Annotated in this window: 23 protein-coding genes; 10 read left to right on the top strand and 13 right to left on the bottom strand. The window is 63.8% G+C overall.

From position 1 onward, the window contains the following. Positions 1-70: 70 nt before the first annotated feature. Positions 71-1,666, bottom strand: coding sequence for an arylsulfatase (locus tag AC2FMY_RS17090; protein WP_496807767.1), 1,596 nt, complete (start codon positions 1,664-1,666; stop codon positions 71-73). 115 nt (positions 1,667-1,781) lie between these two features. Here AC2FMY_RS17090 and AC2FMY_RS17085 point away from each other — a divergent pair, with 115 nt between their 5' ends. Further along, positions 1,782-2,774 carry an AraC family transcriptional regulator gene (locus AC2FMY_RS17085; protein WP_496807766.1) on the top strand — a complete coding sequence of 331 codons (993 nt, stop codon included), beginning with the start codon at positions 1,782-1,784 and terminating at the stop codon, positions 2,772-2,774. Between the two features lie 71 nt (positions 2,775-2,845). On the opposite strand, the gene AC2FMY_RS17080 is transcribed toward AC2FMY_RS17085, so the two are convergent. Further along, positions 2,846-3,748 carry a Hint domain-containing protein gene (locus AC2FMY_RS17080; RefSeq protein WP_496807765.1) on the bottom strand — a complete coding sequence of 301 codons (903 nt, stop codon included), beginning with the start codon at positions 3,746-3,748 and terminating at the stop codon, positions 2,846-2,848. A gap of 263 nt (positions 3,749-4,011) precedes the next feature. On the opposite strand from AC2FMY_RS17080, the gene cobS reads away from it, so the two are divergent. Genes cobS through cobT form a run of 3 tightly spaced genes read left to right on the top strand, consistent with a single transcriptional unit; the run spans position 4,012 to position 7,587 of the window. Continuing rightward, positions 4,012-4,998: a cobaltochelatase subunit CobS gene (gene cobS, locus AC2FMY_RS17075; RefSeq protein ID WP_480749179.1), complete on the top strand. Its 987-nt coding sequence runs from the start codon at positions 4,012-4,014 to the stop codon at positions 4,996-4,998. 13 nt (positions 4,999-5,011) lie between these two features. Further along, a complete protein-coding gene (locus AC2FMY_RS17070; protein WP_496745465.1) occupies positions 5,012-5,710 on the top strand; it encodes an aspartate/glutamate racemase family protein in 699 nt (232 codons plus the stop codon). Further along, positions 5,710-7,587 (top strand): cobaltochelatase subunit CobT, encoded by a 1,878-nt coding sequence (cobT, locus tag AC2FMY_RS17065; RefSeq protein ID WP_496807764.1) that lies wholly within the window; start codon positions 5,710-5,712, stop codon positions 7,585-7,587. The genes AC2FMY_RS17070 and cobT overlap by 1 nt, the downstream gene beginning before the upstream one ends. On the opposite strand, the gene AC2FMY_RS17060 is transcribed toward cobT, so the two are convergent. Further along, the gene (locus tag AC2FMY_RS17060) at positions 7,571-7,753 is read right to left on the bottom strand and encodes a hypothetical protein (RefSeq protein WP_496807763.1); all 183 of its coding nucleotides are present in this window, start codon (positions 7,751-7,753) and stop codon (positions 7,571-7,573) included. The genes cobT and AC2FMY_RS17060 overlap by 17 nt on opposite strands. Positions 7,754-7,901: 148 nt before the next feature. On the opposite strand from AC2FMY_RS17060, the gene AC2FMY_RS17055 reads away from it, so the two are divergent. The 4 genes from AC2FMY_RS17055 (at position 7,902) to AC2FMY_RS17040 (ending at position 11,338) form a co-directional block, all read left to right on the top strand. After that, positions 7,902-8,156: a winged helix-turn-helix domain-containing protein gene (locus AC2FMY_RS17055; protein ID WP_496807762.1), complete on the top strand. Its 255-nt coding sequence runs from the start codon at positions 7,902-7,904 to the stop codon at positions 8,154-8,156. Further along, positions 8,126-9,061: an alpha/beta fold hydrolase gene (locus AC2FMY_RS17050; RefSeq protein ID WP_496807761.1), complete on the top strand. Its 936-nt coding sequence runs from the start codon at positions 8,126-8,128 to the stop codon at positions 9,059-9,061. The genes AC2FMY_RS17055 and AC2FMY_RS17050 overlap by 31 nt, the downstream gene beginning before the upstream one ends. Positions 9,062-9,139: 78 nt before the next feature. Next, complete coding sequence (locus AC2FMY_RS17045; protein ID WP_496807760.1) at positions 9,140-10,930, top strand: aminopeptidase P family protein; 1,791 nt, start codon at positions 9,140-9,142, stop codon at positions 10,928-10,930. Positions 10,931-10,993: 63 nt separating this feature from the next. Continuing rightward, on the top strand, positions 10,994-11,338 hold the full coding sequence (locus tag AC2FMY_RS17040; RefSeq protein ID WP_496745429.1) for a DUF427 domain-containing protein: 345 nt from the start codon (positions 10,994-10,996) through the stop codon (positions 11,336-11,338). A gap of 4 nt (positions 11,339-11,342) precedes the next feature. On the opposite strand, the gene AC2FMY_RS17035 is transcribed toward AC2FMY_RS17040, so the two are convergent. From AC2FMY_RS17035 to AC2FMY_RS17010, 6 genes are all read right to left on the bottom strand, one after another. Then, on the bottom strand, positions 11,343-13,028 hold the full coding sequence (locus AC2FMY_RS17035) for a chloride channel protein (protein ID WP_480749172.1): 1,686 nt from the start codon (positions 13,026-13,028) through the stop codon (positions 11,343-11,345). A gap of 102 nt (positions 13,029-13,130) precedes the next feature. Next, entirely contained in the window at positions 13,131-14,780 is a 1,650-nt protein-coding gene (recN, locus tag AC2FMY_RS17030; RefSeq protein WP_480749171.1) for a DNA repair protein RecN, read from the bottom strand. A gap of 34 nt (positions 14,781-14,814) precedes the next feature. Beyond that, a complete protein-coding gene (locus tag AC2FMY_RS17025; protein WP_480749170.1) occupies positions 14,815-15,666 on the bottom strand; it encodes an outer membrane protein assembly factor BamD in 852 nt (283 codons plus the stop codon). Between the two features lie 127 nt (positions 15,667-15,793). After that, complete coding sequence (lpxC, locus tag AC2FMY_RS17020; RefSeq protein WP_480749169.1) at positions 15,794-16,714, bottom strand: UDP-3-O-acyl-N-acetylglucosamine deacetylase; 921 nt, start codon at positions 16,712-16,714, stop codon at positions 15,794-15,796. A 213-nt stretch (positions 16,715-16,927) separates the two neighbouring features. Next, positions 16,928-18,547 (bottom strand): cell division protein FtsZ, encoded by a 1,620-nt coding sequence (gene ftsZ / locus AC2FMY_RS17015; RefSeq protein ID WP_480749168.1) that lies wholly within the window; start codon positions 18,545-18,547, stop codon positions 16,928-16,930. Between the two features lie 383 nt (positions 18,548-18,930). Further along, positions 18,931-19,194, bottom strand: coding sequence for a DUF4242 domain-containing protein (locus AC2FMY_RS17010; RefSeq protein WP_480749167.1), 264 nt, complete (start codon positions 19,192-19,194; stop codon positions 18,931-18,933). 155 nt (positions 19,195-19,349) lie between these two features. On the opposite strand from AC2FMY_RS17010, the gene AC2FMY_RS17005 reads away from it, so the two are divergent. Beyond that, positions 19,350-20,228: a LysR family transcriptional regulator gene (locus AC2FMY_RS17005; protein WP_480749166.1), complete on the top strand. Its 879-nt coding sequence runs from the start codon at positions 19,350-19,352 to the stop codon at positions 20,226-20,228. A gap of 13 nt (positions 20,229-20,241) precedes the next feature. On the opposite strand, the gene ftsA is transcribed toward AC2FMY_RS17005, so the two are convergent. From ftsA to murB, 4 genes are all read right to left on the bottom strand, one after another. Beyond that, positions 20,242-21,576, bottom strand: a complete 1,335-nt coding sequence (ftsA, locus tag AC2FMY_RS17000) for a cell division protein FtsA (RefSeq protein WP_480749334.1) — start codon at positions 21,574-21,576, stop codon at positions 20,242-20,244. Positions 21,577-21,583: 7 nt separating this feature from the next. Then, complete coding sequence (locus AC2FMY_RS16995; protein WP_496807759.1) at positions 21,584-22,582, bottom strand: cell division protein FtsQ/DivIB; 999 nt, start codon at positions 22,580-22,582, stop codon at positions 21,584-21,586. After that, positions 22,570-23,490 (bottom strand): D-alanine--D-alanine ligase, encoded by a 921-nt coding sequence (locus AC2FMY_RS16990; protein WP_496807758.1) that lies wholly within the window; start codon positions 23,488-23,490, stop codon positions 22,570-22,572. The genes AC2FMY_RS16995 and AC2FMY_RS16990 overlap by 13 nt, the downstream gene beginning before the upstream one ends. Positions 23,491-23,597: 107 nt before the next feature. Continuing rightward, on the bottom strand, positions 23,598-24,524 hold the full coding sequence (murB, locus tag AC2FMY_RS16985) for a UDP-N-acetylmuramate dehydrogenase (protein WP_496807757.1): 927 nt from the start codon (positions 24,522-24,524) through the stop codon (positions 23,598-23,600). A 132-nt stretch (positions 24,525-24,656) separates the two neighbouring features. On the opposite strand from murB, the gene AC2FMY_RS16980 reads away from it, so the two are divergent. Then, on the top strand, positions 24,657-25,820 hold a 1,164-nt coding region (locus tag AC2FMY_RS16980), incomplete at its 3' end, for an adenylate/guanylate cyclase domain-containing protein (RefSeq protein WP_496807756.1).

The following is a 25,820-nucleotide window of genomic DNA, read 5'->3' as shown; positions in this document are numbered from 1 at the left end:
ACCTCGCGGGGTCGAAAAAAGGACGCCCGGTCGGGGCGCCCTTCTGTGAGTGGTGGGGTTTTTGGCCGTTTCAGCCGCCCTGATTGGTCTGCAGGGTTTCCAGAACCTGGTCGATCGAGAAGCTCGCGGGTTTCTGGCGCGGTGGGTATTTCTCGAACGTGCCAAGGAACTGCGCCACAAAGGCCTGGGCGGGAACCAGAAGATAGGCCCGTTCCAGCCGCCATTGCGGATAGTTGATCGCCTCGTGGTCGGCCTTTTCGAACGGATCCGAGAACATGTTGAACACCTTGGGCAACCGCAAGGGGGTCAGCGGATCCTGCCAGACATCGAAGCTTTCGGCGCGCTGTTCGGCAAAGACCACTTTCCACTGGTCATAGCGCAGGTTCATCAGGTCGCCGCCGTCGGAGAAATAGAAGAACTCGCGCCGCGGCCCCTTGTCGGCTTCGCCGCGGAAATACGGCATGAAGTCGTACCCGTCCAGATGCACCGGCTCGTTGCCCTCGCCAAAGGGGGCTTCGGTCAGCATCTTTTCCTTCATGTCCGCATCGCCCAGCGCCGACATGAAAGTCGGGAACCAGTCGAGGTGGCTGATGATCGTGTTCGACTTGCGCCCCGGCTCGATCACGCCCGGCCACTTGATGATCATCGGCACGCGGAAGCCGCCATCCCAGTTCGAGTTCTTCTCGTTGCGGAACGGCGTGGTGCCGCCATCGGGCCAGCTGAACACTTCGGCCCCGTTGTCGGTGGAATACATCACCACGGTATTGTCGGCGATGCCCAGTTCGTCGAGCTTGTCGAGCATCTCGCCGACCATGCCGTCATGTTCGACCATGCCGTCGGGATAGATGCCCAGCCCGGTGACGCCTCGGCTTTCTTCCTTGAGGTGGGTGAAGATATGCATCCGGGTGGTGTTGTACCACAGGAAGAACGGCTTATCCTCGCTGACCGCGCGGTCAATGAAATCGAGCGCCCCGGCGGTGACTTCCTCGTCGATGGTTTCCATCCGCTTGCGGGTCAGTGGCCCGGTATCCTCGACCGTGCCGTCGACATTCGAACGGATCACCCCGCGCGGGCCGAATCTTTCCTTGAACTCGGGGTTCTTGGGATAGTCGGCATTCTCCGGCTCTTCCTCGGCGTTCAGGTGATAGAGATTGCCGAAAAACTCGTCAAAGCCGTGGTTGGTCGGCAGATGCTCGTCCAGATCGCCAAGGTGGTTCTTGCCGTACTGGCCGGTCATGTAGCCCTTGGACCGCATGTATTCGGCGATGGTCGGGTCCTTCTCGCTCATCCCTTCTTTGGCGCCGGGCAGGCCGACCTTGAGCAGACCGGTGCGGAAACCCGACTGGCCGGTGACGAAACTGGCGCGCCCGGCGGTGCAGGACTGTTCGCCGTATGCGTGGGTGAACAGCATGCCTTCGCTGGCGATGCGGTCGATGTTGGGGGTCTCATAGCCCATCATGCCCTGATTGTAGGCGCTGATGTTCCAGTACCCGACGTCATCCCCCCAGATGATCAGAAAGTTCATCGGCTTGTCCTGCGCCGCCGACACGGTCGCGGTGAACATGCCCGCGCAAATCATCGCGGCAGATGCCGTCGCCTTCAGCCGCCTTAATGTCTTGAAAGCAGTCATATTATACTCCCCCAGATCGTCGTTGAAATAATTCATTGTAATATTAAGATGTTTGCAGGAAGATGCTTAGCATTTCCGGCCAAAAAGAGTTCAGCGGCAATCTATCGATCAGTGAATTGACGTTTTCAGAAAACGGGACAGGAGAAGCGGTATGATCCGTCTCGATCTCGTATTTGCCCCTGCCCTGCGCCCGGTATTCGGTGCGGCGGACATGCCAAGCAGCAAACTGGAACGGCTGGCCGAGCGGGCCGGGCTTCCGGGAAACATCGTGGACGAACCTCATGGGTATGTCCCCCTGCACGCGACCGAGCTTTTTCTGGAATTGGTACAACGGGAGAACGGGCAGAACAATTTCCTGTTCGACAGTCTTTCCATGGACCCGACAGAGCGCGCGCAGACCCATTCCGTGGCGGGTGTTCCTTTGCCCACCGGCATCACCAACCGGGAAGCGCTTGAGGCCATGACGCGGGTCTTCAACGGCTTCATAACTGGCGCCCGTTTTTCCTGCGAAATCCGCGGCCAGCAGGTCTGGGTGCTGCGCACCACATCCGCGACCGAATGGTCCGACCGGTGGTCGGTGCTGCAATATAACCTGAGCATCATGCTGTCAGGGGCGCGACGCATCCTTGCGCCGGGCCTGCAGCCGGTTGCGCTTCGGCTGCCAATCGCCCTGCGCTCGGGTGACCTGCCGGAGAACCTGAAAGACCTGCCCGTGGAACCGGATACCGACCATTTCGGTCTGGCCTTCGATCTTGGCACGATCATCCGCGCCGACGTGACCTTGTCAGCCCCGGTCGCAGGGCACGGAACACCCGAGGCGCGACAGCCGGAGCAGGCGCTGAAAGCCTGCATCACCAAGTTCCTGGCCTCATCGCCTGTCGACATCTCGGCGCGCCGCGTTGCCGCTGCCTTTGGAATGAGCGAACGCAGCTATCGACGGAAACTGGCCGCGTTCGGGACGAGCCATTCGGACCTGCTGTCACATGCCCGTCTGGACATCGCACGCAGGATGCTTGCCGTGCCGGAATACAACGTCACCGATGTCGCTTATGAAACGGGTTACGGCAATCCCGGCGATTTCACCCGGTTCTTCAAACGCCGGATGGGATGCACGCCGCAGGATTACAAGCGGTTGCACAGCTAGGGTCGGCGCCGCTCAATCCAACCTGCCGTCCGCTACCGGAAAAGCCATATGGTTCTCGGTGTGCCGGTCAGTCAGCCCATAGCCCTGAAAACACTTGCCTCGTACCGCTTCAGGCAGGGCAGGCGCGTCACCGGCAGGCGCGCCGGATCGTGGCCCGACACTTCGGGAAACAGGTCTTTCAACTCGGCCACGTCGGCCCGGTCCAGCGCCATCAGGGCCGCATCGCCGGGAAACAGGGTTTCGGTCTTGAGGCCGTGGGACAGAACCACCTCGTGCCGGGCGCAGGCCACGTGGACATAGGTGACGGGGCCATCGGGCATGATCTGTCGGATGCGGCTGTCATCGACCAGATGAATGGCGGCGGCAAAAACCTGATCCGCGCCGAAATGAAGCTGTGCGCGCCATCCTTCCAGCACGATGCGGTGTTGGGGCGAGACCAACAGATCATGGGTCGGCAAGCCAGGGCCAAGCGCGTCGCGGCTGATCCGCACCGGGCACAGACGCGGCAGGGCGCAAAGCTGGTCGGGATGCAATGTGCGTTGCCCCACCCAGGTGACAGCGGCCAGCCCGCCATCCGCAAGCCGGAGTTGGTCGCCGGCGGTAATGTCTTCGACCGGGACCGGCCCTGCGGCGGTTTCCAGCAAAGTTCCAGCCACAAAGCAGGGCACGATACCATCCGGCAGCGCGACCGTGACGATCAGAGAGCCGTTGTTGCCCACTCCCGGCCCGGTCGTCGCGTTCACTAGCAGCGTAAAGGTGGCGTCGGGATCGACAAAAATGCCGGGTTCCAGCGTGACGGTCAGCAACCCGGTGCTGGAGATCGTGACCGTGTAATCCGAGGGCGACAGCCCCCCGGCATCCAGAACGTCGACGCTCCACGCCGCCCCGAATTTTGACGCGGTATATTGCGCGCTGGTGGTATTCGTGGTCGATCCGATCGAGATCGAAGTTGGGCCGAAAATATCCAGCGCCATGTTGATTTCTCCTGCGTTCAGGACGTATCTGAATTTCAGAATAGCTTGGAACAAGTTGACTTCAAACAAGACTTGGCCGGACCATGCTGCCCCCGCGGAAAACCGCCGCCGGGCATTGGCGCGATCATCGGTAAGGCCAGTTTGGAAAGAAACGCCGTATCAGTCGCCGGACCGCGCGCCTTTCCCTTGCCCTTGTCCGCAATATGTTGCACCACACACGGGCTCAAACCCGCCAGGCGGGGCACAGGATAAGGACGAGGCGCATGGCTGACGGATCGATCGACATCAACGCAAAACCCACCGAAGAGATCTCGGTCCGTGACGTGTTCGGCATCGACACCGACATGATGGTCAAGGGATTTTCCGAAGCCTCGGACCGGGTGCCGGCGATGGACCACACCTACAAGTTCGACCCGGAAACCACGCTGGCGATCCTGGCCGGCTTTGCCCATAATCGCCGGGTTATGATCCAGGGCTATCACGGCACCGGCAAATCGACCCATATCGAACAGGTCGCGGCGCGGCTGAACTGGCCTGCGGTGCGCGTCAACCTTGACAGCCATATCAGCCGGATCGACCTGATCGGCAAGGACGCGATCAAGCTGCGCGACGGCAAGCAGGTGACCGAATTCCACGAGGGCATCCTGCCCTGGGCGCTGCGCAACCCGGTCGCCATCGTGTTCGATGAATACGACGCGGGCCGTGCCGACGTGATGTTCGTGATCCAGCGCGTGCTGGAACATGACGGCAAGCTGACCCTGCTGGACCAGAACGAGATCATCACCCCGCACAAGTATTTCCGCCTGTTTGCCACCGCCAACACCGTGGGTCTGGGCGATACCACCGGTCTTTATCACGGGGTGCAGCAGATCAACCAGGCGCAGATGGACCGCTGGTCGCTGGTCTCGACGCTGAACTACCTCAGCCACGACGCCGAGACGATGATCGTGCTGTCGAAGGCGCCGCATTACAACACCGCTACAGGGCGCAAGACCGTCAGCCAGATGGTGACCGTCGCCGACCTGACCCGGACGGCGTTCATGAATGGCGATCTGTCCACGGTGATGAGCCCGCGGACGGTGATCAACTGGGCGCAGAACGCCGAGATCTTCCGCGACGTGGGCTATGCCTTCCGCCTGAGCTTCCTGAACAAATGCGACGAACTGGAACGCCAGACCGTGGCCGAATTCTATCAGCGCTGCTTTGACGAGGAACTGCCGGAAAGCGCCGCGAGCGCGAGCCTGGGGTGACATGACGTCGGCCGTGCATATCGGCTTGATAGGCGGGATCGGAGTTGCGGCGACGGTGGTCTATTATCAGCGGCTGACTGCCGCTGTGGCCGCGCAGGGCAAGCGGCTGGCGCTGACCATCGTTCATGCGGATGTGCAGGATCTGGTGCGAACCAATCTGGCCGATGACCGGAACACGCAGGCGCGGATCTATGCGGGCCTGATCGACCGGCTGAAAGCGGCGGGCGCCGACTGCGCAGCGATCACATCTCTGGGCGGGCATTTCTGCTATGACGAGACGGTGGCACTGTCCTCATTGCCCTTGATATCGGCGGTCAAACCTTTGGACGCCTATTTCGCCTCGCAAGGGTTTGGAACCGTCGGATTGCTGGGTACGCGGGTTGTGATGCGAACGAAACTCTATGGACAGCTTGCGCAGACCGGCGCGGTCGCATTGGAAGACGAGATCGACACGCTGGGGCAGACCTATCAGGACATGGCGATTGCAGGGGTATGTTCAGCGTCCGACCGCGCCCTGTTTCTGGATGCAGGCCGCCGCATGGTCAACGATCTTGACGCCGACGCAATTGTGCTGGCGGGCACCGATCTGAATCTGGCCTTTGACGGGCAGGAACCGGGGTATACTGTGGTGGATGCGCTGGATGTGCATGTGGATGTGCTGGCGCGGCTGGCGACCGGTGAAATGACGCTTGAACAGGCAGGGGCCGATTGATGAAAAAACCAAACGACAACCCCGCCGATCCGTTCAAGAAGGCGCTGGCCGAAGCCACCAAGGTGATGGCCCACGATCCGGAATTGAACGTGTCATACACGGTCGATCCCTCGGGGCTGTCGGGCGAGTCGATGCGGCTGCCGCAGGTTTCGCGCAGGATGAGCCGCGAAGAGGTGCTGCTGGCACGCGGCACGGCGGATGCGCTGGCCTTGCAGCGCCGCTATCACGACGATGCCACGCACAACCGCTATGCCCCTCCGGGCGACATGGCGCGGGATCTCTATGAGGCGATGGAGGTTGCCCGCTGCGAGGCGATGGGCGCGCGCGACATGCCGGGCACCGCGTCGAACATCGACGTCAAGATCAGCCACGAGGCGATCCGGCGTGGCTATGACCAGTGCAAGCAACCCGCCGAGGCGCCGCTGCCGGTGGCCGCGGGCTATCTGATCCGGCATCTGGCCACGGGGCGCGACCTGCCGCCCGCCGCCGAGAACGTGATGAACCTGTGGCGCGGCTTCATCGAGGAACAGGCCGGCGGAACGCTGGAAAACCTTGACGATATCCTCTCGGATCAGGCCGAGTTCGCCAGGTTCGCGCGGCAGGTGATCAAGGATCTGGGCTATGGCGACCAGCTGGGCGACGACCCGGACGAACTGGACGAGGATCAGGATGATCAGGCCGAGGACGACGCCGACGAACAGCCCGATCCCGACAGCACCGGTCAGGACGACCAGGAGGATCAGGACGCCGACGCCGACCCCGAACAGGCCCAGGAAGAACAGCAGGATCAGTCTCAGGCCCAGGTCTCGATGGACGAGATGGCCGAAGACGACATGGGCGACGAGATCGAGATGCCCGAGGGCGAAGCGCCGCAGGAACCTCCTGCCCCGCCGCCCGCCTCCGAGGCCGATCCGGATTACAAGATCTACCTCGACACCCATGACGAAGAGATCGCGGCCGAAGATCTGGCCGAGCCCGCAGAACTGGAACGGCTGCGCGCCTATCTGGACCAGCAGCTTGAGCCTTTGAAAGGGGCGGTTTCGCGCCTTGCCAACAAGTTGCAGCGCCGGTTGCAGGCGCAGCAGAACCGCAGTTGGGAATTCGACCGCGAGGAAGGCATTCTGGATGCGGGCCGTCTGGCGCGTGTTGTGGCAAACCCCACCACACCGCTGAGTTTCAAGGTCGAGAAGGATACCGAGTTCCGGGACACGGTGGTGACGCTGCTGCTGGACAATTCCGGGTCGATGCGGGGGCGTCCGATCTCGATCGCCGCGATCTGTGCCGATGTTCTGGCGCGGACGCTGGAGCGTTGCAATGTGAAGGTCGAGATTCTGGGCTTTACCACGCGGGCGTGGAAAGGCGGACAGGCGCGCGAGGCGTGGCTGAACGATGGCCGCCCGCAGCAACCCGGCCGTCTGAACGACCTGCGCCACATCATCTATAAGGGCGCCGATGCCCCGTGGCGGCGGGCGCGACCCAATCTGGGCCTGATGATGAAAGAGGGCCTGCTGAAGGAAAACATCGACGGCGAGGCGCTGGAATGGGCGCATCGCCGGATGATCGCGCGGCGGGAGCAGCGCAAGATTCTGATGGTGATTTCGGATGGCGCCCCGGTCGATGATTCAACGCTCAGCGTGAACCCCGCCAACTATCTGGAAAAGCACCTGCGCGACGTGATCGCCATGGTGGAAAAGCGCAAGATGGTCGAGCTGCTGGCCATCGGGATCGGCCATGACGTGACCCGCTATTACGACCGCGCGGTGACGATCACCGATGTCGAACAGCTGGCCGGCGCGATGACGGAACAACTGGCGGCCCTGTTCGACAGCGACCCGCGCGCGCGGGCGCGGGTGATGGGGATCAGGAAGGCGAGCTGATCCGCCCCGCCCACCAGTCGAGATGACGCCGCACACTGTTCCACAAGGTGCGGCGTTTTTCATTGACCGCCTCTTCGGCTTGTCTGGCTGCGACGCGTTCGGTGCGCGAAGGGGGCTGGTGCCTGTCGGCGGTGTGGCGAAGCAATGCGGTGTCAAACGGCGCCATCATGGTCGGGGTCCTCCAATAGTGATGCTGTCAGGATGGCGCACCTCGCCCCCCTGCCGCTTGAAGACGGTCCTTGGATTTCCCTTAGAAACCCCTGTTTTTGCGGTAACACCTTGCCGGATCGGCAAAAGACGGGTGTTATCTCGACATGCGGTACGGTTTCGACACCTATGTTCTGGACGCCAGGGAGCACCTGTTGCTGTGCGACGGCGCGCCGGTTGCGGTGGAACCACAGGTGTTCGACCTGTTGCATCTGCTGCTGCGCAACGCCGGGCGGCTGGTCAGCCGGGACGAGATCGTCGAAGAGGTCTGGCATGGCCGGATCGTGTCCGACTCGCCATCAGCGCCCGCATTGCCGCCGCCCGCAAGGCCGTGGGCGATGACGGCAAGTCGCAACGGGTGATCGCCACGGTTGCCCGGCGGGGGCTCAAATGGGTAGCCCCTGTTGCCGAGGTCGGGCAGGACATGCCCGCACCGGCATCGGTGCAACGCATCCGGTACACGCAGACGCCCGAGGGGAAATCGCTTGCCTATGCCGTGACCGGATCGGGGCCGCTTTTGGTGCGCGGCGGATACAACACGACGGACATCGAGGCCGAGTGGAACACACCATCCGAGCGCGCGCTGTTCGAGGCAATTGGCGCGCATCACACGCTGTTGCGTTTCGATCCCATCGGGTTTGGCCGGTCGGATCGCGCGCTTGAGGAATTCTCGTTCGACGCTCTGGCCGAGAACATGATAACCGCGGCAGACGCCGCCGGGTTCGAGCGTTTTGGACTGTTTTCGGAATCCGGCGGTGCCTTGTCGGCGGTGCGTGTTGCCGTGAAACACCCCGACCGCGTGCGCCGCCTTGTCATCGTCGGCGGCTATGCCGAAGGGCGCGGGCGGCGGTCGCCGGAACTGAGTTCGGACGCGCTGCGCGCGCTGGCTGCCGAAGGGTGGAGCGCGCCTGAGATCAGCTTCGTTTCCGCCATGATGCTCAGCTATTTCCCCGAAGGGCCGCTGGACGCCGTACACGACATGGCGCGCAACATGATCGGTGCAAGTTCACAACAGACGATCCTTAAGGTGCGCGACGCCATTCACCGCGAGTCGCTGCTGCCGCTTCTGCCCCAGGTCCGCTGCCCGACGCTGATCATCCACGCGCGGCACGACAATGTTCACCCCCTGTCCGAGGCTCAGAAACTTGCGGCAGGCATCCCCGATGCCGAGCTGATGGTTCTGGAAACCGCAAACCACATACCGATGCCGGGCAACGCGGTGTGGGATGAATACCTTGGGGCGCTGCTCGGCTTTTTTGCCGAATGAGCGCACGGCTTTGCGACTGGACTTTCCCCGCGTCGCGCCGCACCTTTCGGCCGAAGACAAGTGACGAACGAGGCCTCCATGTTCCAGACATTCGAAGTGACCGCCCGCCCGGAACAGGGGCCGCCGCGGCTGGCCGCGCTGCGCGGGCAGATCGAACAGCACGGGCTGGACGGCTTCCTGATCCCGCGTGCGGACGCCCATCAGGGGGAATATGTGGCGGCCCATGACGACCGGCTGGCCTGGTTGACCGGGTTCACCGGCTCGGCCGGGTTCTGTGCCGCCCTGAGGGGCGTGGCGGGCGTATTCGTGGACGGGCGCTATCGCACACAGGTCAAGGCGCAGGTCGCAGCGGCGTTTACCCCGGTGCCGTGGCCGGACGTCAGCCTGACCCAATGGCTGAAGGAAAAGCTGCCGGATGGCGGGCGCGTGGGGTTCGATCCGTGGCTGCATGCGGCGAGTCAGATCAAGGGCGCGCTGGCGGACCTGGACGGCACAGGTATCGAACTGGTGCGCTGCGAAAACCTGGTGGACCGGGTCTGGCCCGATCAGCCCGCCCCGCCAATGAACCCGGTCAAGGCGCATCCGATCGAATTCGCCGGCGAAAGCTCTGAGAGCAAGATCGCCCGTCTGGCCGGGGATATGACCACGGCGGGGCGCAAGGCTGCGGTGATCACCCTGCCCGATTCGATCATGTGGCTGCTGAACATTCGCGGCTCGGACATTCCGCGCAACCCGGTGGCGCATGGCTTTGCCATTCTGCACGGCGATGGCCGGGTTGACCTGTTCATGGCGGCAGAAAAGCTCGGCGAGGTGCGCGGGCATCTGGGGCCGCAGGTTTCGGTACACGATCCCGACGGGTTCCTGCCCGCGGTCAAGGCCCTGGCTGGGCCGGTGCAGGTGGACATGGGCACGGTGCCGCAGATCGTGGCGGATACACTGGGCGACCGGCTGGTCGATGGCGGCGACCCCTGCGCCCTGCCCAAGGCACGCAAGAACGCCGCCGAGATCGCCGGAACTGCCGAGGCACATCTGCGCGATGCGGCGGCAGTGGTGGAACTGCTGTGCTGGCTGGATGGCCAGGCGCCCGGAACCCTGCGCGAGACGCAGGTGGTCACCCGGCTGGAAAGTTGCCGCCGCAAGGACAATGCGTTGCAGGAAATCTCGTTCGACACCATCGCTGGCACCGGCCCCAATGGCGCGATCATGCATTATCGGGTGACCGAGGACACCGACAGCGTGCTGGAAAACGGCCACCTTCTGGTGCTGGACAGCGGCGGACAGTATCTGGACGGCACCACCGACATCACCCGCACCATTGCCATCGGCGAGGTTGGGGACGACGAAAAAGCCTGTTTCACGCGCGTGCTGAAAGGCATGATCGCCATGTCGATGCTGCGCTGGCCCGTCGGGCTGGCCGGGCGGGATATCGAATGCGTGGCGCGCGCACCGCTGTGGCTGGCGGGACAGGATTTCAACCACGGGGTCGGGCATGGCGTCGGCACCTATCTGAGCGTGCATGAAGGGCCGCAGCGCCTGTCGCGCCTCAGCCACGTGCCGCTGGAGCCGGGAATGATCCTGTCGAACGAGCCGGGATATTACCGCGAGGGAGCATTCGGCATCCGGATCGAGAACCTCGTCGTGGTGGAAGAGGCCCCCACCCTGCCCGGCGGCGATGCCGAACGCGCCATGCTGCACTGGCGCACACTGACCTATGTCCCGATTGACCGGCGGCTGATTGTGGTGGATATGTTGAGCGCGGATGAACGGGCCTGGCTCAACGCCTATCATCGCGACGTTGCGGAAAGGGTCGGCCCGAGGCTTGGCGCACAGGCGCGGCTGTGGTTGGATGCCGCGACCTCAACGATCTGACATCTGCATGTCACAGGAAAAGGGCACGAACGAGGCTCTGATACGTATACGGAAGGAACAGGAATGACTGATCACATCAAGATTCGGAAGGCTCCCGGTAAATGGAGCGTACGTTCGGGCGGAGCAATCCTGGGCGAGACGACCAATGCGCTGGAGCTGAGCGAAGGTGATCTGCCGCCTGTCATCTATTTTCCCCGCGCCGACATCGCGATGGCATTTCTGGACCGGTCCGAAAAGGTCGCCAGTTGCGAGCACAAGGGCGAGGCGACCTATTTTCATATCGTCAACATGTCGTCCGTCACCAATGACGCGGCATGGAGCTATGAAAACCCGGACGCGCCCGTGGCCGAGATCAAGGATCACGTGGCCTTCGTTCTCAGCGACTCGGTGAAGGTGGAGCAGCTCTGACCGATCACGAATGCTCCTCGGCCGCGGTGGCGGCCAGGGCGCGGTTATAGGCCTTGAGCGCGTCAATGTGATAAAGCACGCCAACCGGTGTTTCGGTGCCGTCCTCCTCGCGGATCACCACCGGAATGCAATCCACGTCGTCACGGTCGAAGAAGGGCATCGCGGCCTCAAGCGTCGAGCTGGCGCTGATGCAAAGGCCCTGAGCGGCCAGTTCACGGCACTCCCCGGCGCTCAGCGCGCGCGGATCGCCCAGCGGGCGCATCACCGCGCCCGCGCGCAGCATCGCCAGCAGATAGGCTTGCGGACCTGCGGCCAGATGAACGTCGCGCCGTTCCAGCTGGGTCAGGAAAAAGGACCGGTCCACCAGCCGCGAGGCCAGCGCGGTGGACATCGAGATCGACACCATCACCGCAAGACCGATCTGCCAGTCACCGGTCAGTTCGAACACGATCAGGGTTGTCGAGATCGGCGCGCCCAGCACCGCCGCCGCAACCGCACCCATGCCCGCAAAGGCGTAAAGCGCATCGGTGCCCGACACGGCGGGCAGAAACCCGGTGGCGATATGTCCGAATGCCAGCCCGGTCAGCGCCCCGATCATCAGCGACGGGGAAAATACGCCGCCGCCCATGCGCCCGCCCATGGTGATGGCCAGCGCCACGGTCTTGACCACCGCGAACACGATGGCCGTGGTCAGGGCCAGCTTGCCACTCAGCGCAAGGATCGTCGTTTCATAGCCCACGCCGATGATATGCGGAAACCAGATGGCGATCAGGCCCAGCATTGCGCCCGACACCGCCGGACGCAGCCAGCGCGGCAGCGACAGGCGGTTCTGGATGTGGGTACCGATATCCTCGGCAAAGAAGATCGAGCGCATCAGCAGCAGCGACACCAACCCGCAGATCAGCCCCAGCAGCAAAAAGGCGGGCAGTTCGACGTAGAATTGCAGCGAACCGGGCGTGTCCAGAACGAACTCGGTCACGTCGCCATATTCCAGCCGGTTGATCACTGTCCCCGCGACAGCGGCGATGACGATCGGGGCAAAGGCGTGAACGGCAAAATGGCGCAGCACCACCTCAAGCGCGAACAGCGCGCCCGCGATGGGGGCGTTGAAGCTGGCCGAAACCGCCGCCGCCACGGCGCAGCCCAACAGGTCGCGCCCGGTAATGCCGTCGGCATGTATCCGGTCGCTGACCCAGGTCGAGATCACACCCGCCATGTGCACCACAGGGCCTTCGCGGCCCGACGAGCCGCCGGAACTGAGCGTGATCAGCGAGGCCACCATCGACGCGATCCCGGCGCGGGTTTCCACCCGCCCATCGGTCAGCGCCGAGCCTTCGATCACGTCGGCGACCGAGCGCACCCGCCCGTCATCGGTGAAATGATTCAGGATCAGGCCAACCACGAGACCGCCGATGATCGGGATGATCAGAATCCAGTACCACGGTAGCTTTTCCGCGAAACTGTGCAGATATTGCACGTTGTCGGTTCCGTACAGATTGGCCTGCAGCGCGGCGATGCCCTTGCGAAAGAACAGCGCGGCAAAGCCAGCGGCGATGCCGATCATAAGGGCGATGAACCAGAACTGGATCTGGCTGGGCCCGCGCCGGCGCAACACGCGCCAAGCATCCTTGATCGCGGCGAGGGCCTGTTGAATCTGATTGCGCAACACGGTGCGGGTGGACTGTGTCATCGCGTCCCTCGGTTCGTCGGATATCCCTTAGTAAGCCACGAGAGCCCAACAGAAAAGACGGTTCACGACACTATGGCCCGCGCGTTGCGGCAGGGTCGCGGATCAGGCATGCAGCAAGGCGCGGGCAGCCGCGCGCGCCTCGTCGGTGATAGTGTCGCCCGCGACCATGCGGGCGATCTCGTCCACCCGCTCGTCCGGGTCCAGCCGCAGCACGGTCGACAGGGTCTGGCCATCCTCGACCTGTTTCTGCACCCGCCAGTGATGCGCGGCACGCGCCGCGACCTGCGGTGAATGGGTGACGACCAGCACCTGCCCGTCCTGCGCCAGTGACGCCAGCCTGCGCCCGACGGCATCGGCGGTGGCACCGCCGACGCCCCGGTCGATCTCGTCAAAGATCATGGTGCGGGCGCTGTCATCGCCGGACAGGCAAACCTTGAGCGCCAGCAGGAACCGGCTGAGTTCGCCGCCCGAGGCGATCTTGTTGAGCGGCCCGGCAGGCGCGCCGGGGTTGGTGGCCACGGTAAAGGCCACCATATCGCGGCCCTCGGGGCCCGGCTCGGCCTCGGTCATGTCGGTCCGGAACACCGCGCGTTCCATCTTGAGCGGCGCAAGTTCGGCCATCACCGCCTGGTCAAGACGCCCCGCGGCCTCGGCGCGGGCGGCGGTCAGGGCGCGGGCGGCGGTGTCATAGGCGCGTTGCGCCGCCATCAGCGCCGCGCGGCGATCCGACAGTGCGGCATCGCCGGCCTCAAGCTGGTTCAGCCGCGCCCGCAGCGTTTCGGCAAACCCGCCCAGATCGTCGGGGGCAATATCGTGCTTGCGGGCCAGCGCGCGGATCGCAAACAGACGTTCCTCGACCCGTTCCAGTTCGGTAGGATCGAAATCCAGCGCCTCAAGGCACGCGCCGACACCGTCCTGCGCCTCGCCCAACTCGATCAGGGCGCGGCCAAGGGCGGCGATCGGCTGTTCCAGCTGACCTCCCGCCTTGTCCGACACGCCTTCGAGCCAGCGCAATGCGTCGCCCATCGCGCCTTCGGCGCCATCGCCGCCCAAAAGGTCAAAGGCGCGGGCCACGTCGTCGCGGATACGTTCGGCGCCCTGCATCATCCGGCGCCGGGCGTCCAGCTCGGCATCCTCGCCCGGTTGCGGGTCCAGCTTGTCCAGCTCGCCCACGGCATGACGCAGGAAATCTTCCTCGGCGCGGACGGCATTCACCGCCGCCTCGGTTTCCTCCAGCGCCTTGCGGGCGCGCGACAGGGCCGCCCACGCGCCGCGTACGGCGCCGAGATCGGCGTCCAGACCGGCAAACGTGTCGAGCATCGCGCGATGACCACGCGGGTTCAGCAAACCCCGGTCGTCGTGTTGCCCATGCAGTTCGATCAGCGTTTCCGACAGCGCCCGCAACACGTCGCCCGAGCAGCGGCGGTCGTTGACCCAGGCGGTCTTGCGCCCGTCCGCCGTGTTGACCCGACGCAGGATCAGCGCCTCCCCCGCCGGGATGCCTGCCTCGGCCAGCACAGCAAGGGCCGGGTGGCCCTCGGCCAAATCGAACTCGGCCACGACCTCGCCCTGTTCCGCGCCCTGCCGGACCAGCTCGGCGCGCCCGCGCCAGCCCAGAACGAACCCAAGCGAATCAAGCAGGATGGATTTGCCCGCCCCGGTCTCGCCGGTCAGTACGTTGAGGCCCGGCTGAAAGGACATCTCAAGCCGGTCGATGATAAGCATGTCGCGAATATCAAGCGCCCGCAGCATCGGCCCTAGTCTCCCAGACCCGTCGGCATGACGCTTACAACCATTGTCCCTTGATCGACTGGCGGTAGATCTGGCTGAGCCAGTTGTTGCCACTCGCTTTGAGTTTCAGCCCGCGCGAGGTCAGCAGCTTGTAGCTGCTCTCGTACCATTCGCTGGATTGGTAGTTGTAGCCCAGGATCGCGCCTGCGGATTGCGCCTCGTCCACCAGCCCCAATGACAGGTAGGCCTCGACGAGGCGGTGCAGCGCCTCGGCGGTGTGGGTGGTGGTCTGGAAATCCTCGACCACGACGCGGAAGCGGTTGATCGCGGCGGTGTAATGTTCCTTGCGCAGGTAGAACCGCCCGATCTCCATCTCCTTGCCGGCCAGATGGTCAAAGGCCAGGTCGAACTTCAGGATCGCCGAGGTGGCGTATTCACTGTCGGGATAGACCTCGATCACCGTGCGCAGCGCCTGCAGCGCCTGGAAGGTCAGGCCCTGATCACGGCCCACCTCGTCGATCTGGTCGTAATAGCTGAGCGCCAGCAGATACTGGGCATAGGCCGCGTCCTCGTCCGCCGGGTAGAAATCGATGTAACGCTGCGCGGCGGCGCGGCTTTCCTCATAGTTCTTGTCGGAATGATACGAAAAGGCCTGCATGATCAATGCCCGCCGCGCCCAGTCCGAATAGGGATAAAGCCGCTCGATCTCCGAGAAATACCACGCCGCATCGTCCTCGCGGCTTTGCGCCAGCTCGTATTCGCCACGGGCGAAGATCTGTTCCGGTGTATAGCCTTCAAGATTCTGCGTGCGGTCTGCCGACCGCCGGGCGAACCCGCTGCATGACGCCAGAGCAACCGTCAGAAGAATCGCACCCGCAAGCCTGACTGCCGCTTTGCTGCCAACCATACCGCCCATCCTTGCCTTCTACTGTCGCTGGGTTCACCCCTGATCGGGCTTCGGTCTAGCACATAAAATTCCGGTGCAAAACGCCTTATCAACGCCTTCGCTGATTTGCCGCGATCAAGATTGGGTGTCAGGCGACTTCGGGGATTTCCGCCCAGACAAGTCCCTGTCCCGGCAGGCGTGCGGCCTGTTCGGGCGTGCACAGCACGGGGCGTACCGCGCCCGGCGTCTCGAAAAGCTTGCGCAAAAGCGTGTTGGTCATCGTGTGACCGGACTTGTCACCGATGTAGTGGCCCAGAATCGGCCCCCCCGCGAGGTAAAGGTCACCCAGCGCATCCAGCATCTTGTGGCGCACCGCCTCGTCCGCGTGGCGAAAGCCGCCCGGGGTCAGCACTTCGGCACCCTGAACCACAACCGCGTTGTCCAGCGTGCCGCCCAGCGCCAGGCCGTTGGCACGCATCGCTTCGACATCCGAGCGGCGGCAGAACGTGCGGCAATCGCTGAGTTCGCGCGCGAATGATCCGTTGCGCATATCAAGCGTCTTGGTCTGACGGCCGATGGCCTCGTCCTCGAAATCGATGTGGAACTCGATCGTCAGCCCGTCGGCGGGCAGCAGGGTGGCCTGCGCGCCTTCGCGCTGCGCGGTCACTGGCTTGAGCACCTCGAAGGCCAGAACCGGGCTGGCCTGCTGACGCACGCCGCGCGCCATGATCCCGCGCACGAAGTCGAGGGACGAGCCATCCATGATCGGCACTTCGGGGCCGTCGATTTCGATCAGCGCGTTGTGAACACCACATCCGGCCAACGCCGCCATGATATGCTCGACCGTCGAAACCGAGGCACCGGCCTCGTTCACCAGACGGGTGCAAAGCGGCGTGCGCTCGACCACGTCGTACGAGGCCGGGATCATCGCATTGCCAAGCTCAATATCGGTGCGTTTGAACCAGATGCCGTGACCGGCAGCCGCCGGGCGCAGGACCATCGTGGCAGGCTGGCCGCCATGCAGGCCGACGCCTTTGAACGTGACCGGAGATTTGAGCGTATTTTGCAAGATATGCCTCTGCGAGCCGTGTCCAACCTCAAGGGGCTGTGTTGGCAAATCAGTTAAGGGACCGGGCAGTTACGTACAATTCACTCTTTGTAACCGAATGAAACAAGTGTGTAACAGATCGGCAGAACCCTGCTCACAGCGATATAACCATCTGAATCGCAAAGAAAAGGGGCCGCCCAGCGGCGACCCCGGATACTTAATTTGTTACCGCTTTCAGTTGGCCTGACGCCGCAGGAAGGCGGGGATTTCGATGCGCTCCTGCTCGGGATCCGCCTCGTCATGCGCGGGTGCCGTAGCGTCACGATGGCGCACGGGCGGCTGGTGGCGCACCGGCTGCGACGGCGTGTCGGCAGCGTGTCCGGTCATCCGGTCGATCAGCTTGTTGAAGCCAAAGCGCGACTTTTCGTGGGGCACTTCGGGCTTTGCCTGCACGGGGTCGACCATGGGGCGGCGCTGTTGCGACGACGGCACTTTCTTGACCGCGGCCTGAAGCCGCTGCAACGCTTCCGGAGACGGCGTTCCCGGTGCCGGAGCGCGCGGCGCGACAAAGGACTCGGCCGCTTCTTCGTGTCTGTCGACCTGCGGTTCGAATTCCGGAACCCTGGGCTGATAGGCGGGCGGCGGCAGGCCGTCGTCTTCCATCGTTTCGGGTTCGTCGTCAAAGCCGGAGGCGATGTGGGTCTCTTCTTCGGGCTCGGATGCCTCGAACAGCGAAGGTTCGCGCTCGGCCACAGGCTCGGGCCGGGTTTCGGCGGCAATAGGCGCGGGTTCAGCCGCAACCGGTGCCTTTTCCTCGGCAGAGGTCTTCTGCGTCAGCGGGGCCGACATCGACCGGCGGCGGGCGACGGGAACTTCCGCATGCACGTCGGATGCGTCGATACCGGTGGCAACGACCGACACGCGCATGGTGCCTTCCATGGCCGGGTCCAGCGTCGAGCCGACGATGATGTTGGCATCCGGGTCTACTTCCTCGCGGATGCGGTTCGCGGCCTCGTCCAGCTCGAACAGCGTCAGATCGTGGCTGCCGGTGATGTTGATCAGCACGCCCTTGGCGCCACGCAGGCTGATTTCGTCCAGCAGCGGGTTGGCGATGGCCTTTTCGGCGGCCTGAACAGCGCGGTCTTCGCCATCGGCTTCGCCGGTGCCCATCATCGCCTTGCCCATCTCGTCCATCACCGCGCGGACGTCGGCAAAGTCGAGGTTGATCAGGCCCGGACGCACCATCAGGTCGGTCACGCCCTTGACGCCCTGGTACAGCACGTCATCGGCCATCGAGAAGGCCTCGGTGAACGTGGTCTTTTCGTTGGCGAGGCGGAACAGGTTCTGGTTCGGGATGATGATCAGAGTATCGACCACCTGCTGCAGCGCCTCGACGCCGTCCTCGGCCTGACGCATGCGCTTGGCGCCTTCGAACTGGAAGGGCTTGGTCACCACACCGACGGTCAGCACGCCCAGCTCACGCGCAGCCTGTGCGATGATCGGGGCCGCGCCGGTGCCGGTGCCGCCGCCCATGCCAGCGGTGATGAAACACATATGCGCCCCGGCCAGATGATCGACGATCTGCTCGATGCTTTCCTCGGCCGCCGCCGCGCCGACAGAGGGACGCGCGCCCGCGCCCAGCCCTTCGGTCACCTTGACGCCCAGCTGCACGCGCGCCGACGACTGGCTTTGCTGCAGCGCCTGTGCGTCGGTGTTGGCGACAACGAAATCGACGCCTTCAAGCTGTTTTTCAATCATGTTGTTGACGGCATTGCCGCCAGCGCCGCCGACGCCGAAAACCGTAATCCGTGGCTTCAGTTCTTCTTGCCCGGGCATCGAAAGATTCAATGTCATGCTCTGTCCGCCTGTATTTTTTGCCCGCAAAACGCGGGATTTTTCTGACCTATCCACAGCCAATCCTACATATGCAATTTCCAAACGTCACGCCAAAAACGCAAATCTGCCACAAAATATGGAAGATTCAGCATCTCAACACGCGGCATTTCGCCAATTTGCGCAAATATGGGGGGAAGGTGCACACGCGGCACAACAAAAAGTTTAGCCCGCAATGCGACATTACGGGAATCAGCGATCTCTTTTCATGTTCGCGGGCCTGCCCGACCCTCTGCGGCGCCTCTTTTGCGGGCGCTCATGTGATATGTAACATGGTGATCTTCGGCTGTCACCGGACAAATAGGGGCGCGGCGCAAAGAAATCGCCGCGCGCCCCGGTCGGAATTACGGGGTCAGATCGAGCGCCTGCACGATCTTGTCATAGGGCAGGCCCGCGGTGTCGTTCAGGCGCTTTACCTGGTCGGCGTTCTGGCCCTCGAACAGGCACATGCAGCGGCCATCCTCGGGCGCAAAGGTGGTGCGGATATAGTTGATCTGCTCCCCCTGCCCGCGCATGGATTCCGCCGTGCTGATCGCCGCCTTTTGTGCGCCGGCCAGATCCTCCATGCTGATCCCCTTGAGACTGCGTTCCACCATGAATACCGACATGTCAGTTTCCTCCCGTCCGGTGTTGCGGTTGATGCGACCATTGAAACACCGCCACCCGTCATCGACCACCGGCCCCACGTTATGGATTGATAACTGACGGTTTGGGCATTTTGCGGTATCCTTTGATGAAGGGGTCGCAAGGGGGGTCAGGTCACATGGAAATGTCTCAGGTCCGGTACGTGCTGTCGGCGGCGCGTACATTGAATTTCACCAAGGCCGCCGAAGAATGCGACGTGTCGCAACCCGCCCTGACCAAGGGCATCAAGGCGCTTGAACAGGAACTGGGCGCGGCGGTGTTCCATCGCGAAGGGCGGCGTATCCTGCTGAGCGAGTTCGGGCGGTCGATGCTGCCGCATCTGGAGCATATCCTGGAGGAAACCGAAGCCACCCGGATGCTGGCGCAGAATTTCCGCCTGCTGGACAAGGCGCCGATCCGGCTGGGCGTGATGGCGACGGTCGGCCATGTGCGGCTGGCACGGTTCCTGGCCGAGTTCAAGCGCAACCATCCGGGCATGGAAATGGCGGTGCGCGAGGCCCCGGCCCCCGAACTGTCACGGCTGCTGGCCGATGACGAGCTCGACGCCGTCGTGATGACCGTGACCGACGACGTCCGCGACCGGTTCCGGGTGCACCCGCTCTATTCCGAGCGCTACGTGGTGGTCCTGCCCCCCGACCATTCGCTGAGGGCGCGCAATGCGGTCACCCTCGCCGATCTCTCGGGGCAGGACTATGTCGATCGCCTGGCCTGCGAATTGCGGGAAATGGTAACGGAGGTCTGCGAACAGAACGGTATCGAACTTTATGCCCGCTTCCGGTCGGAACGCGAGGATTGGGTGCAGGCGATGGTTCTGGCAGGGATCGGCTTTGCCTTCATGCCGGAATATTCGGTAACCCTGCCCGGCCTCATCCAGCGCCCGCTGTCCGAGCCCGAGGTAAGCCGCGAGATCGCGATGGTCACGGTGCCGGGGCGCAGGTTCCCGCCCGCCATCGACGCGATGATGCGCTCGGCCCGGTCCTTTGCCTGGCCGGGCTGAGCGCGCGTTCAGACTACCAGTTGTCCTTGAACCAGCGCACCGCCCGCTTGAACGGGCGGGTGTTGAACGTATCCGACGGCACTTCGAAATCCCACCATTCATCCTGCGGGTGCGCCGCAAACAGGCTGAGCCCCACGGCCGAGGAAAACCCCGAACCGGTGGCCGATTGCGGCAGGCCGTGAACCCGCAGCGGGCGACCCAGGCGCACGCGCTGACCAAGGATGCGGCTGGCCAGCCCGTCAAGGCCGGTGACCTGGCTGGCGCCGCCGGTCAGCACGATCTGCTGGCTGGGCAGGTGTTCGAATCCGGCGGCATCAAGGCGCATGCGCACCTCTTCGAGGATTTCCTCGACCCTTGGGCGCATGATGCCGATCAGTTCCGCCCGGCTGACGGTGCGACGGTCGTGTTCCCAGTCGCCGGTATCGCCGCCGATGTCGATCAGGTCACGGTCGTCGGCGCCGGTTGCATGCACGCCACCATTGACTGTCTTGATCCGCTCGGCAACCGAGGCCGGGATGCCCAGCCCCATCGAAATGTCGCCGGTGACGTGATCGCCGCCCATGCGCACGCAATCGGCATAGATCATGTGTTTCCTGAGGAAGATCGACACGCTGGTGGTGCCGCCGCCCATGTCGATACAGGCCGCGCCAAGTTCCTGCTCGTCCTCGACCAGCGCCGAGACGCCCGAGACATAGGCCGAATTGGCGATCCCCGCCAGTTCCAGATCGCAGCGCTTGATGCACTGGACAAGGTTGTAGATCGCCGAGGCGTCGACGGTCAGCATATGCATGTCCACCGCCAGCGTCTGACCCAGCTGGCCGCGCGGGTCGATCAGGCCCGAACGGTTGTCGAGCGCAAAGTTCACCGGCTGGGCGTGCAGCACCTCGCGCCCTGCCCCGTATTCCGGCACGTCACAGGCGCTCAGGACACGCCCGATGTCCGCCTCGCTGACCATCTGCGTTTCCAGATCGATCTGCGCGTCCAGCCCGTAAGACCGGGGATTGGCCCCCGAAAAACAGGCGATGACATGGTCGACGCGGATCTCGGCCATCTTCTGTGCCGCCTGCACGGCGGTACGGATGGCGCGTTCGGTCTCCTGCATAGCGGTGACCTCGCCGAACTGCACCCCACGCGAACGGGTCGTCGCGGCGCCGATCACCCGGAACCCGGTCTGGCCCGCCATCGAACCGATGGAATTGTCCTCGCTCAGCTTTCCAGCCCCGTCGAAACGCAACACCAGGCAGGCTATCTTGGAACTGCCCACGTCCAGAATGGCCACCACGCCCCGTTGCATCGCCTGCCGCCGCATCTGCCGCATGGCCCGTTGTGACTGATACAGATCCGTCATCATCATGCTATTGCCCGCTCTTTACCGTTACTTCCGTATTCCACCATTCTGCGCTGGCGGTTTCGTTCATTCTTATGGTTGGCCGCGATCCCAGACGCATGTCCACCGCCGCCACGTCGCGCTCCAGCAGATCCTGCACCTCGCTGACCGCAAGCACCCGTTCCAGCGCCTGCACCGGGCGCTCGGTCGGCAGCATGATGCGCTGGTTACGGTCGAGGATCAGATCCCAACGCCGCTCGCCCACGCGCACCAGCCCGCGCACCCGGTCGCCCAGCGCCTGCGCCGTACGCATCAGCGCCAGCGCCTCGCCGACATGGGCATCCGCGCCATCGCCGGCAATCACCGGCAGGTCAGAGCGGTCGGTCCGCGCGGCGATGTTGTCCACATGCGCGCCGGTTTCGTCCAGCAGCTCGATCCCTTCGCGGGTGCGCCAGACCACCATCGGTTCGCGCTCGACCACGTCCACCTGCAGGATACCGCCAGGCCGGATCAGAACGCTCACCGACTTGACCGGGTCAAGCCCGGCGATAGTCTCGCGGATCTGGTCCGCATCCAGGTCAAAGGAACTGATCGGGAAATCCAGCGGCACCACCTCGCGGATATCCTCGGCCAGGTTCGTGCCCGCCCCATCAATGGCCATCAGGTTGACCATGAACTCGGGGCGCTCCTCGAACGAGGTGCGCAGATCGGCAACAAAACCATGTACTGCGGCGCGGCGCTGGTCATCGGCGAAAAACGCGGTTCCGGCCACGAACACGACGGTGAAAGGGATGCCCATGCGCAACCCCAACCGTATGCCGGGGGTCAGCATCCAGCGCTGAAAGCGAAAGCTCAGCCGTGACGGGGCCGGATCGGCCTTGCGGCCCGACCGGCCAGGCAACCGCAGCCGGAACCGGGGCTTGGCGCGGCCCTCGGGCGTGCCCGCCGCCTCGAATGCGGCATCCCCGGCGGTCAGTGGCTTTTCCCGATAGGCCACAAGCTCGCGATGAGGAATTACCGGTCGCATGAGGCATCCTCCACCATCCAGGCGCACAGCTCGCCGAAACTCATGCCGCAATGCTGGCCCTGCTCGGGCACCAGCGAGGTCGGCGTCATGCCCGGCTGGGTGTTGGTTTCCAGCAGAAACAGTCCGTCCCGGCCCTTGCTGTCATCCCAGCGAAAGTCGGTGCGGCTGACACCCTTGCAGCCCAGAACCTCATGGGCGCGCAGGGCATGGTCCATGCACAGATCGAAAATCTCGGACGGGATGTCAGCCGGCAGCACATGGCGCGAGCCGCCGGGCTTGTATTTGGCGTCGTAATCGTACCAGCCGTCGGTCAGTATCTCGGTCACGGTCAGCGCGCGGCCATCCATCACCGATACGGTCAGTTCGCGGCCCGCCACATATTTTTCGACCATCAGCTGATCGGGCATGTCCTCCGACAGTTTCGGCGGCGAGTTTGCACCGTCGAACACCAGATATATTCCGACGCTGGAACCCTCGTTGTTCGGCTTGACCACGTAAGGCGCGTCCATGACATGATCGGCCATCACCGCCGATTTCGGCACGATCACGCTGTCGGCAATCGGCAGGCCCGCGACGCGGAACGCCTCCTTGCTGCGCTGCTTGTCCATCGCCAGCGCCGAGGCCAGAACCCCGGAATGGGTATAGGGGATGCGCAGCCATTCCAGCAGCCCCTGCACACAACCATCCTCGCCCCAGCGTCCATGCAGGGCGTTGAACGCCACGTCCAGCCTGATCTCCTGAAGGCGCGCATAAAGGTCGGGACCAGCGTCCAGTTCGACCACCTCAAAGCCTTCTCCCCTGAGGGCGGCAGCGCATTCGCGCCCGCTGCTGAGCGAGACCTCGCGTTCCTTCGAAGGTCCACCCATCAATACCGCCACTTTGGGGCTTGTCCTGCTCGACCTACCCACGTTCGTGCGCCTCAATGTCCCCGGACCTTATTCGATGGCCCGTGCTGCTGTGTTATGCCTTTGATCCGCCGCCTTGTTTTGCCTGTTCTGGTCGGCGGGTTCGGCTCTTATTCTTTAAGCGGATCACCGATCCGCATGATTTCCCACTCTAGCGTGATGCCGCTTGTTTCGTAAACCTTTTTTCGCACCTCTTCGCCCAGACCTTCGAGGTCTGCGGCGGTTGCGTCACCGGTGTTGATCAGGAAATTGGGATGCTTCTCGCTCATCTGCGCCCCGCCCTTTCGGGCGCCGCGCAAACCGGCATCGTCGATCACTTTCCACGCCTTGAGGTCGTGCACGTCATCCTCCCGCCCGGTCGAGGAAAACCCGGCCGGGTTGCGAAACGTGGACCCGGCGCTGCGATCCCTGGTGGGCTGGGTTTCGTCGCGCTTTTGCAGTTGCGCGTCCATGCGGGCGTGCAATTCATCCGGATCGCCCGAGGGGCCTTGCAATGTCGCGGACACCAGCACCGCGCCTTCCGGCAGGTCGGACTGGCGATAGCGAAAGTTCAGCTCGGCTGCGGTCAGTTCAGCAATCTCGCCGCCGCGCGTCACCACGGTCGCGCTCCGAAACACATCGGCCACATAGCTGCCATAGCAGCCCGCGTTCATCCGCACCGCGCCGCCGATCGAGCCGGGAATGGTGCGCAGAAACGTCAGATCGACACCCGCATCCGCCGCCCTGCGTGCCACATGCGCGTCCAGCGCGGCCGCCCCGGCGGCAACTGTATTGCCCTCGACCGATATGCCGTTAAAGCCCCGCCCCAGCCGGATCACCACCGCGCGCAGACCGCCGTCACGAACGATCAGGTTCGATCCCACACCCATCGGGAACACGGCCACATCCGCGGGCAAAAGGCGCAGAAACTCCTGCAGATCCTCAATGTCGGCGGGCTGAAACAGCCAGTCGGCAGGCCCGCCCACACGCAACCAGGTCAGGTCGGACAGCGCCCGGTTGGGTGTCAGTCTGCCGCGGATCGTGTCGGTCGGGATCATGGGTCTCTTTCATATTGGCCGGTTCGGTGCATTTATCCGGGTTTGCCCTCCGGAACAACGCCCAAGACCGCCCCGACGCGGGAAAACCGGCCCTTGATCGGCAAGCCTTTGCCCGGCACGATTGCCGGCACCATGTCACGAAGAACCGGACCCGACCTGCCAGACATCGACAAGCTGACCGCCCGGCTTGCCGACCCGGATCTGGAGCGCCGGTTTCAGGAGGCCCGACGCGAGCGCGATCTGAAACGATACCGGCTGTCGGCGGTTCTGGCCGGGGCCGCCAGCCTGATCTTTGCCCTGCTCGACTGGGCCGTCATCCCGGAAAAGGCCGGCATGGCGGTACTGATCCGCCTGATCGTGGCACTCCCCGGCGCAGGTTCCATCTATGCGATGACCTATGTCAGCGCGTTCCGGCAACGGCCCGCGATACTGGCATGGATCGCCATCGGCACCGCGACGCTGTGCTATGCTTTCCTCAACCTGATCGCCGATACCCCCGACGAATACCTCTCGGGCTTTGTGATCATCCAGATGTTTCTGTTCTTCATCCTGCCGCTGAGCTTCACCACCGCCGTCGCGATCGGATCGGTCTGCACCCTTGTCTTTGCACTCAGCTTCACGCTGGCTCGGGATCTGGCCTTCGGCAGTCTGGTGACGATCTATTTCCAGTATCTGGTGGTGCTTCTGGTCGGCGGCTTTGCCGTGCACCAGCTGAACATGCTGCGGCGGCACGAATTTCTCGGCGAGCGCGAGATCGAGCGCCAGAAGTCGCGCTATTTCGACCTGCTGACCCGCATCCTGCCGGGCAGCATCGTGGCCCGGATGGAGCGCGGCGAGGAACGCATCGCCGATACCGTGCCAAATGCGGTGGTTCTGTTTGCCGATGTCGTGGGCTTTACCGAACTGGCGGCGCGGAAGACGCCCGAAGCGGTGGTTTCGGCGCTGGACGATCTGTTCAACACGTTTGACGGGCTGGTGGACCGGCACGGGCTGGAAAAGATCAAGACCATCGGTGACGCCTATATGGTGGCTGGCGGCGTGCCCCAGACGCACCCGGACGCCGCAGGCGCGGCGGCGGGGCTGGCACTGGACATGCTGGCCCACGCAGCGGAACTCGACGCGGCACAGGATGAGCGGCTGCAAATCAGGGTCGGCCTGCATTGCGGGCCGGTGCTGGCCGGGGTGATCGGCGAGTCGCGGTTCGGCTATGACCTGTGGGGCGACACCGTCAACCTTGCCAGCCGGCTGCAGACACTGGCCGAACCCGGAACCGCCCTGATCAGCGCCGCCATGGAG

Source organism: Ruegeria sp. YKSE079 (genome assembly GCF_059612845.1).
Note: the sequence above shows the minus strand (reverse complement) of the source record. Positions and strands in the feature narration are given on the sequence as shown.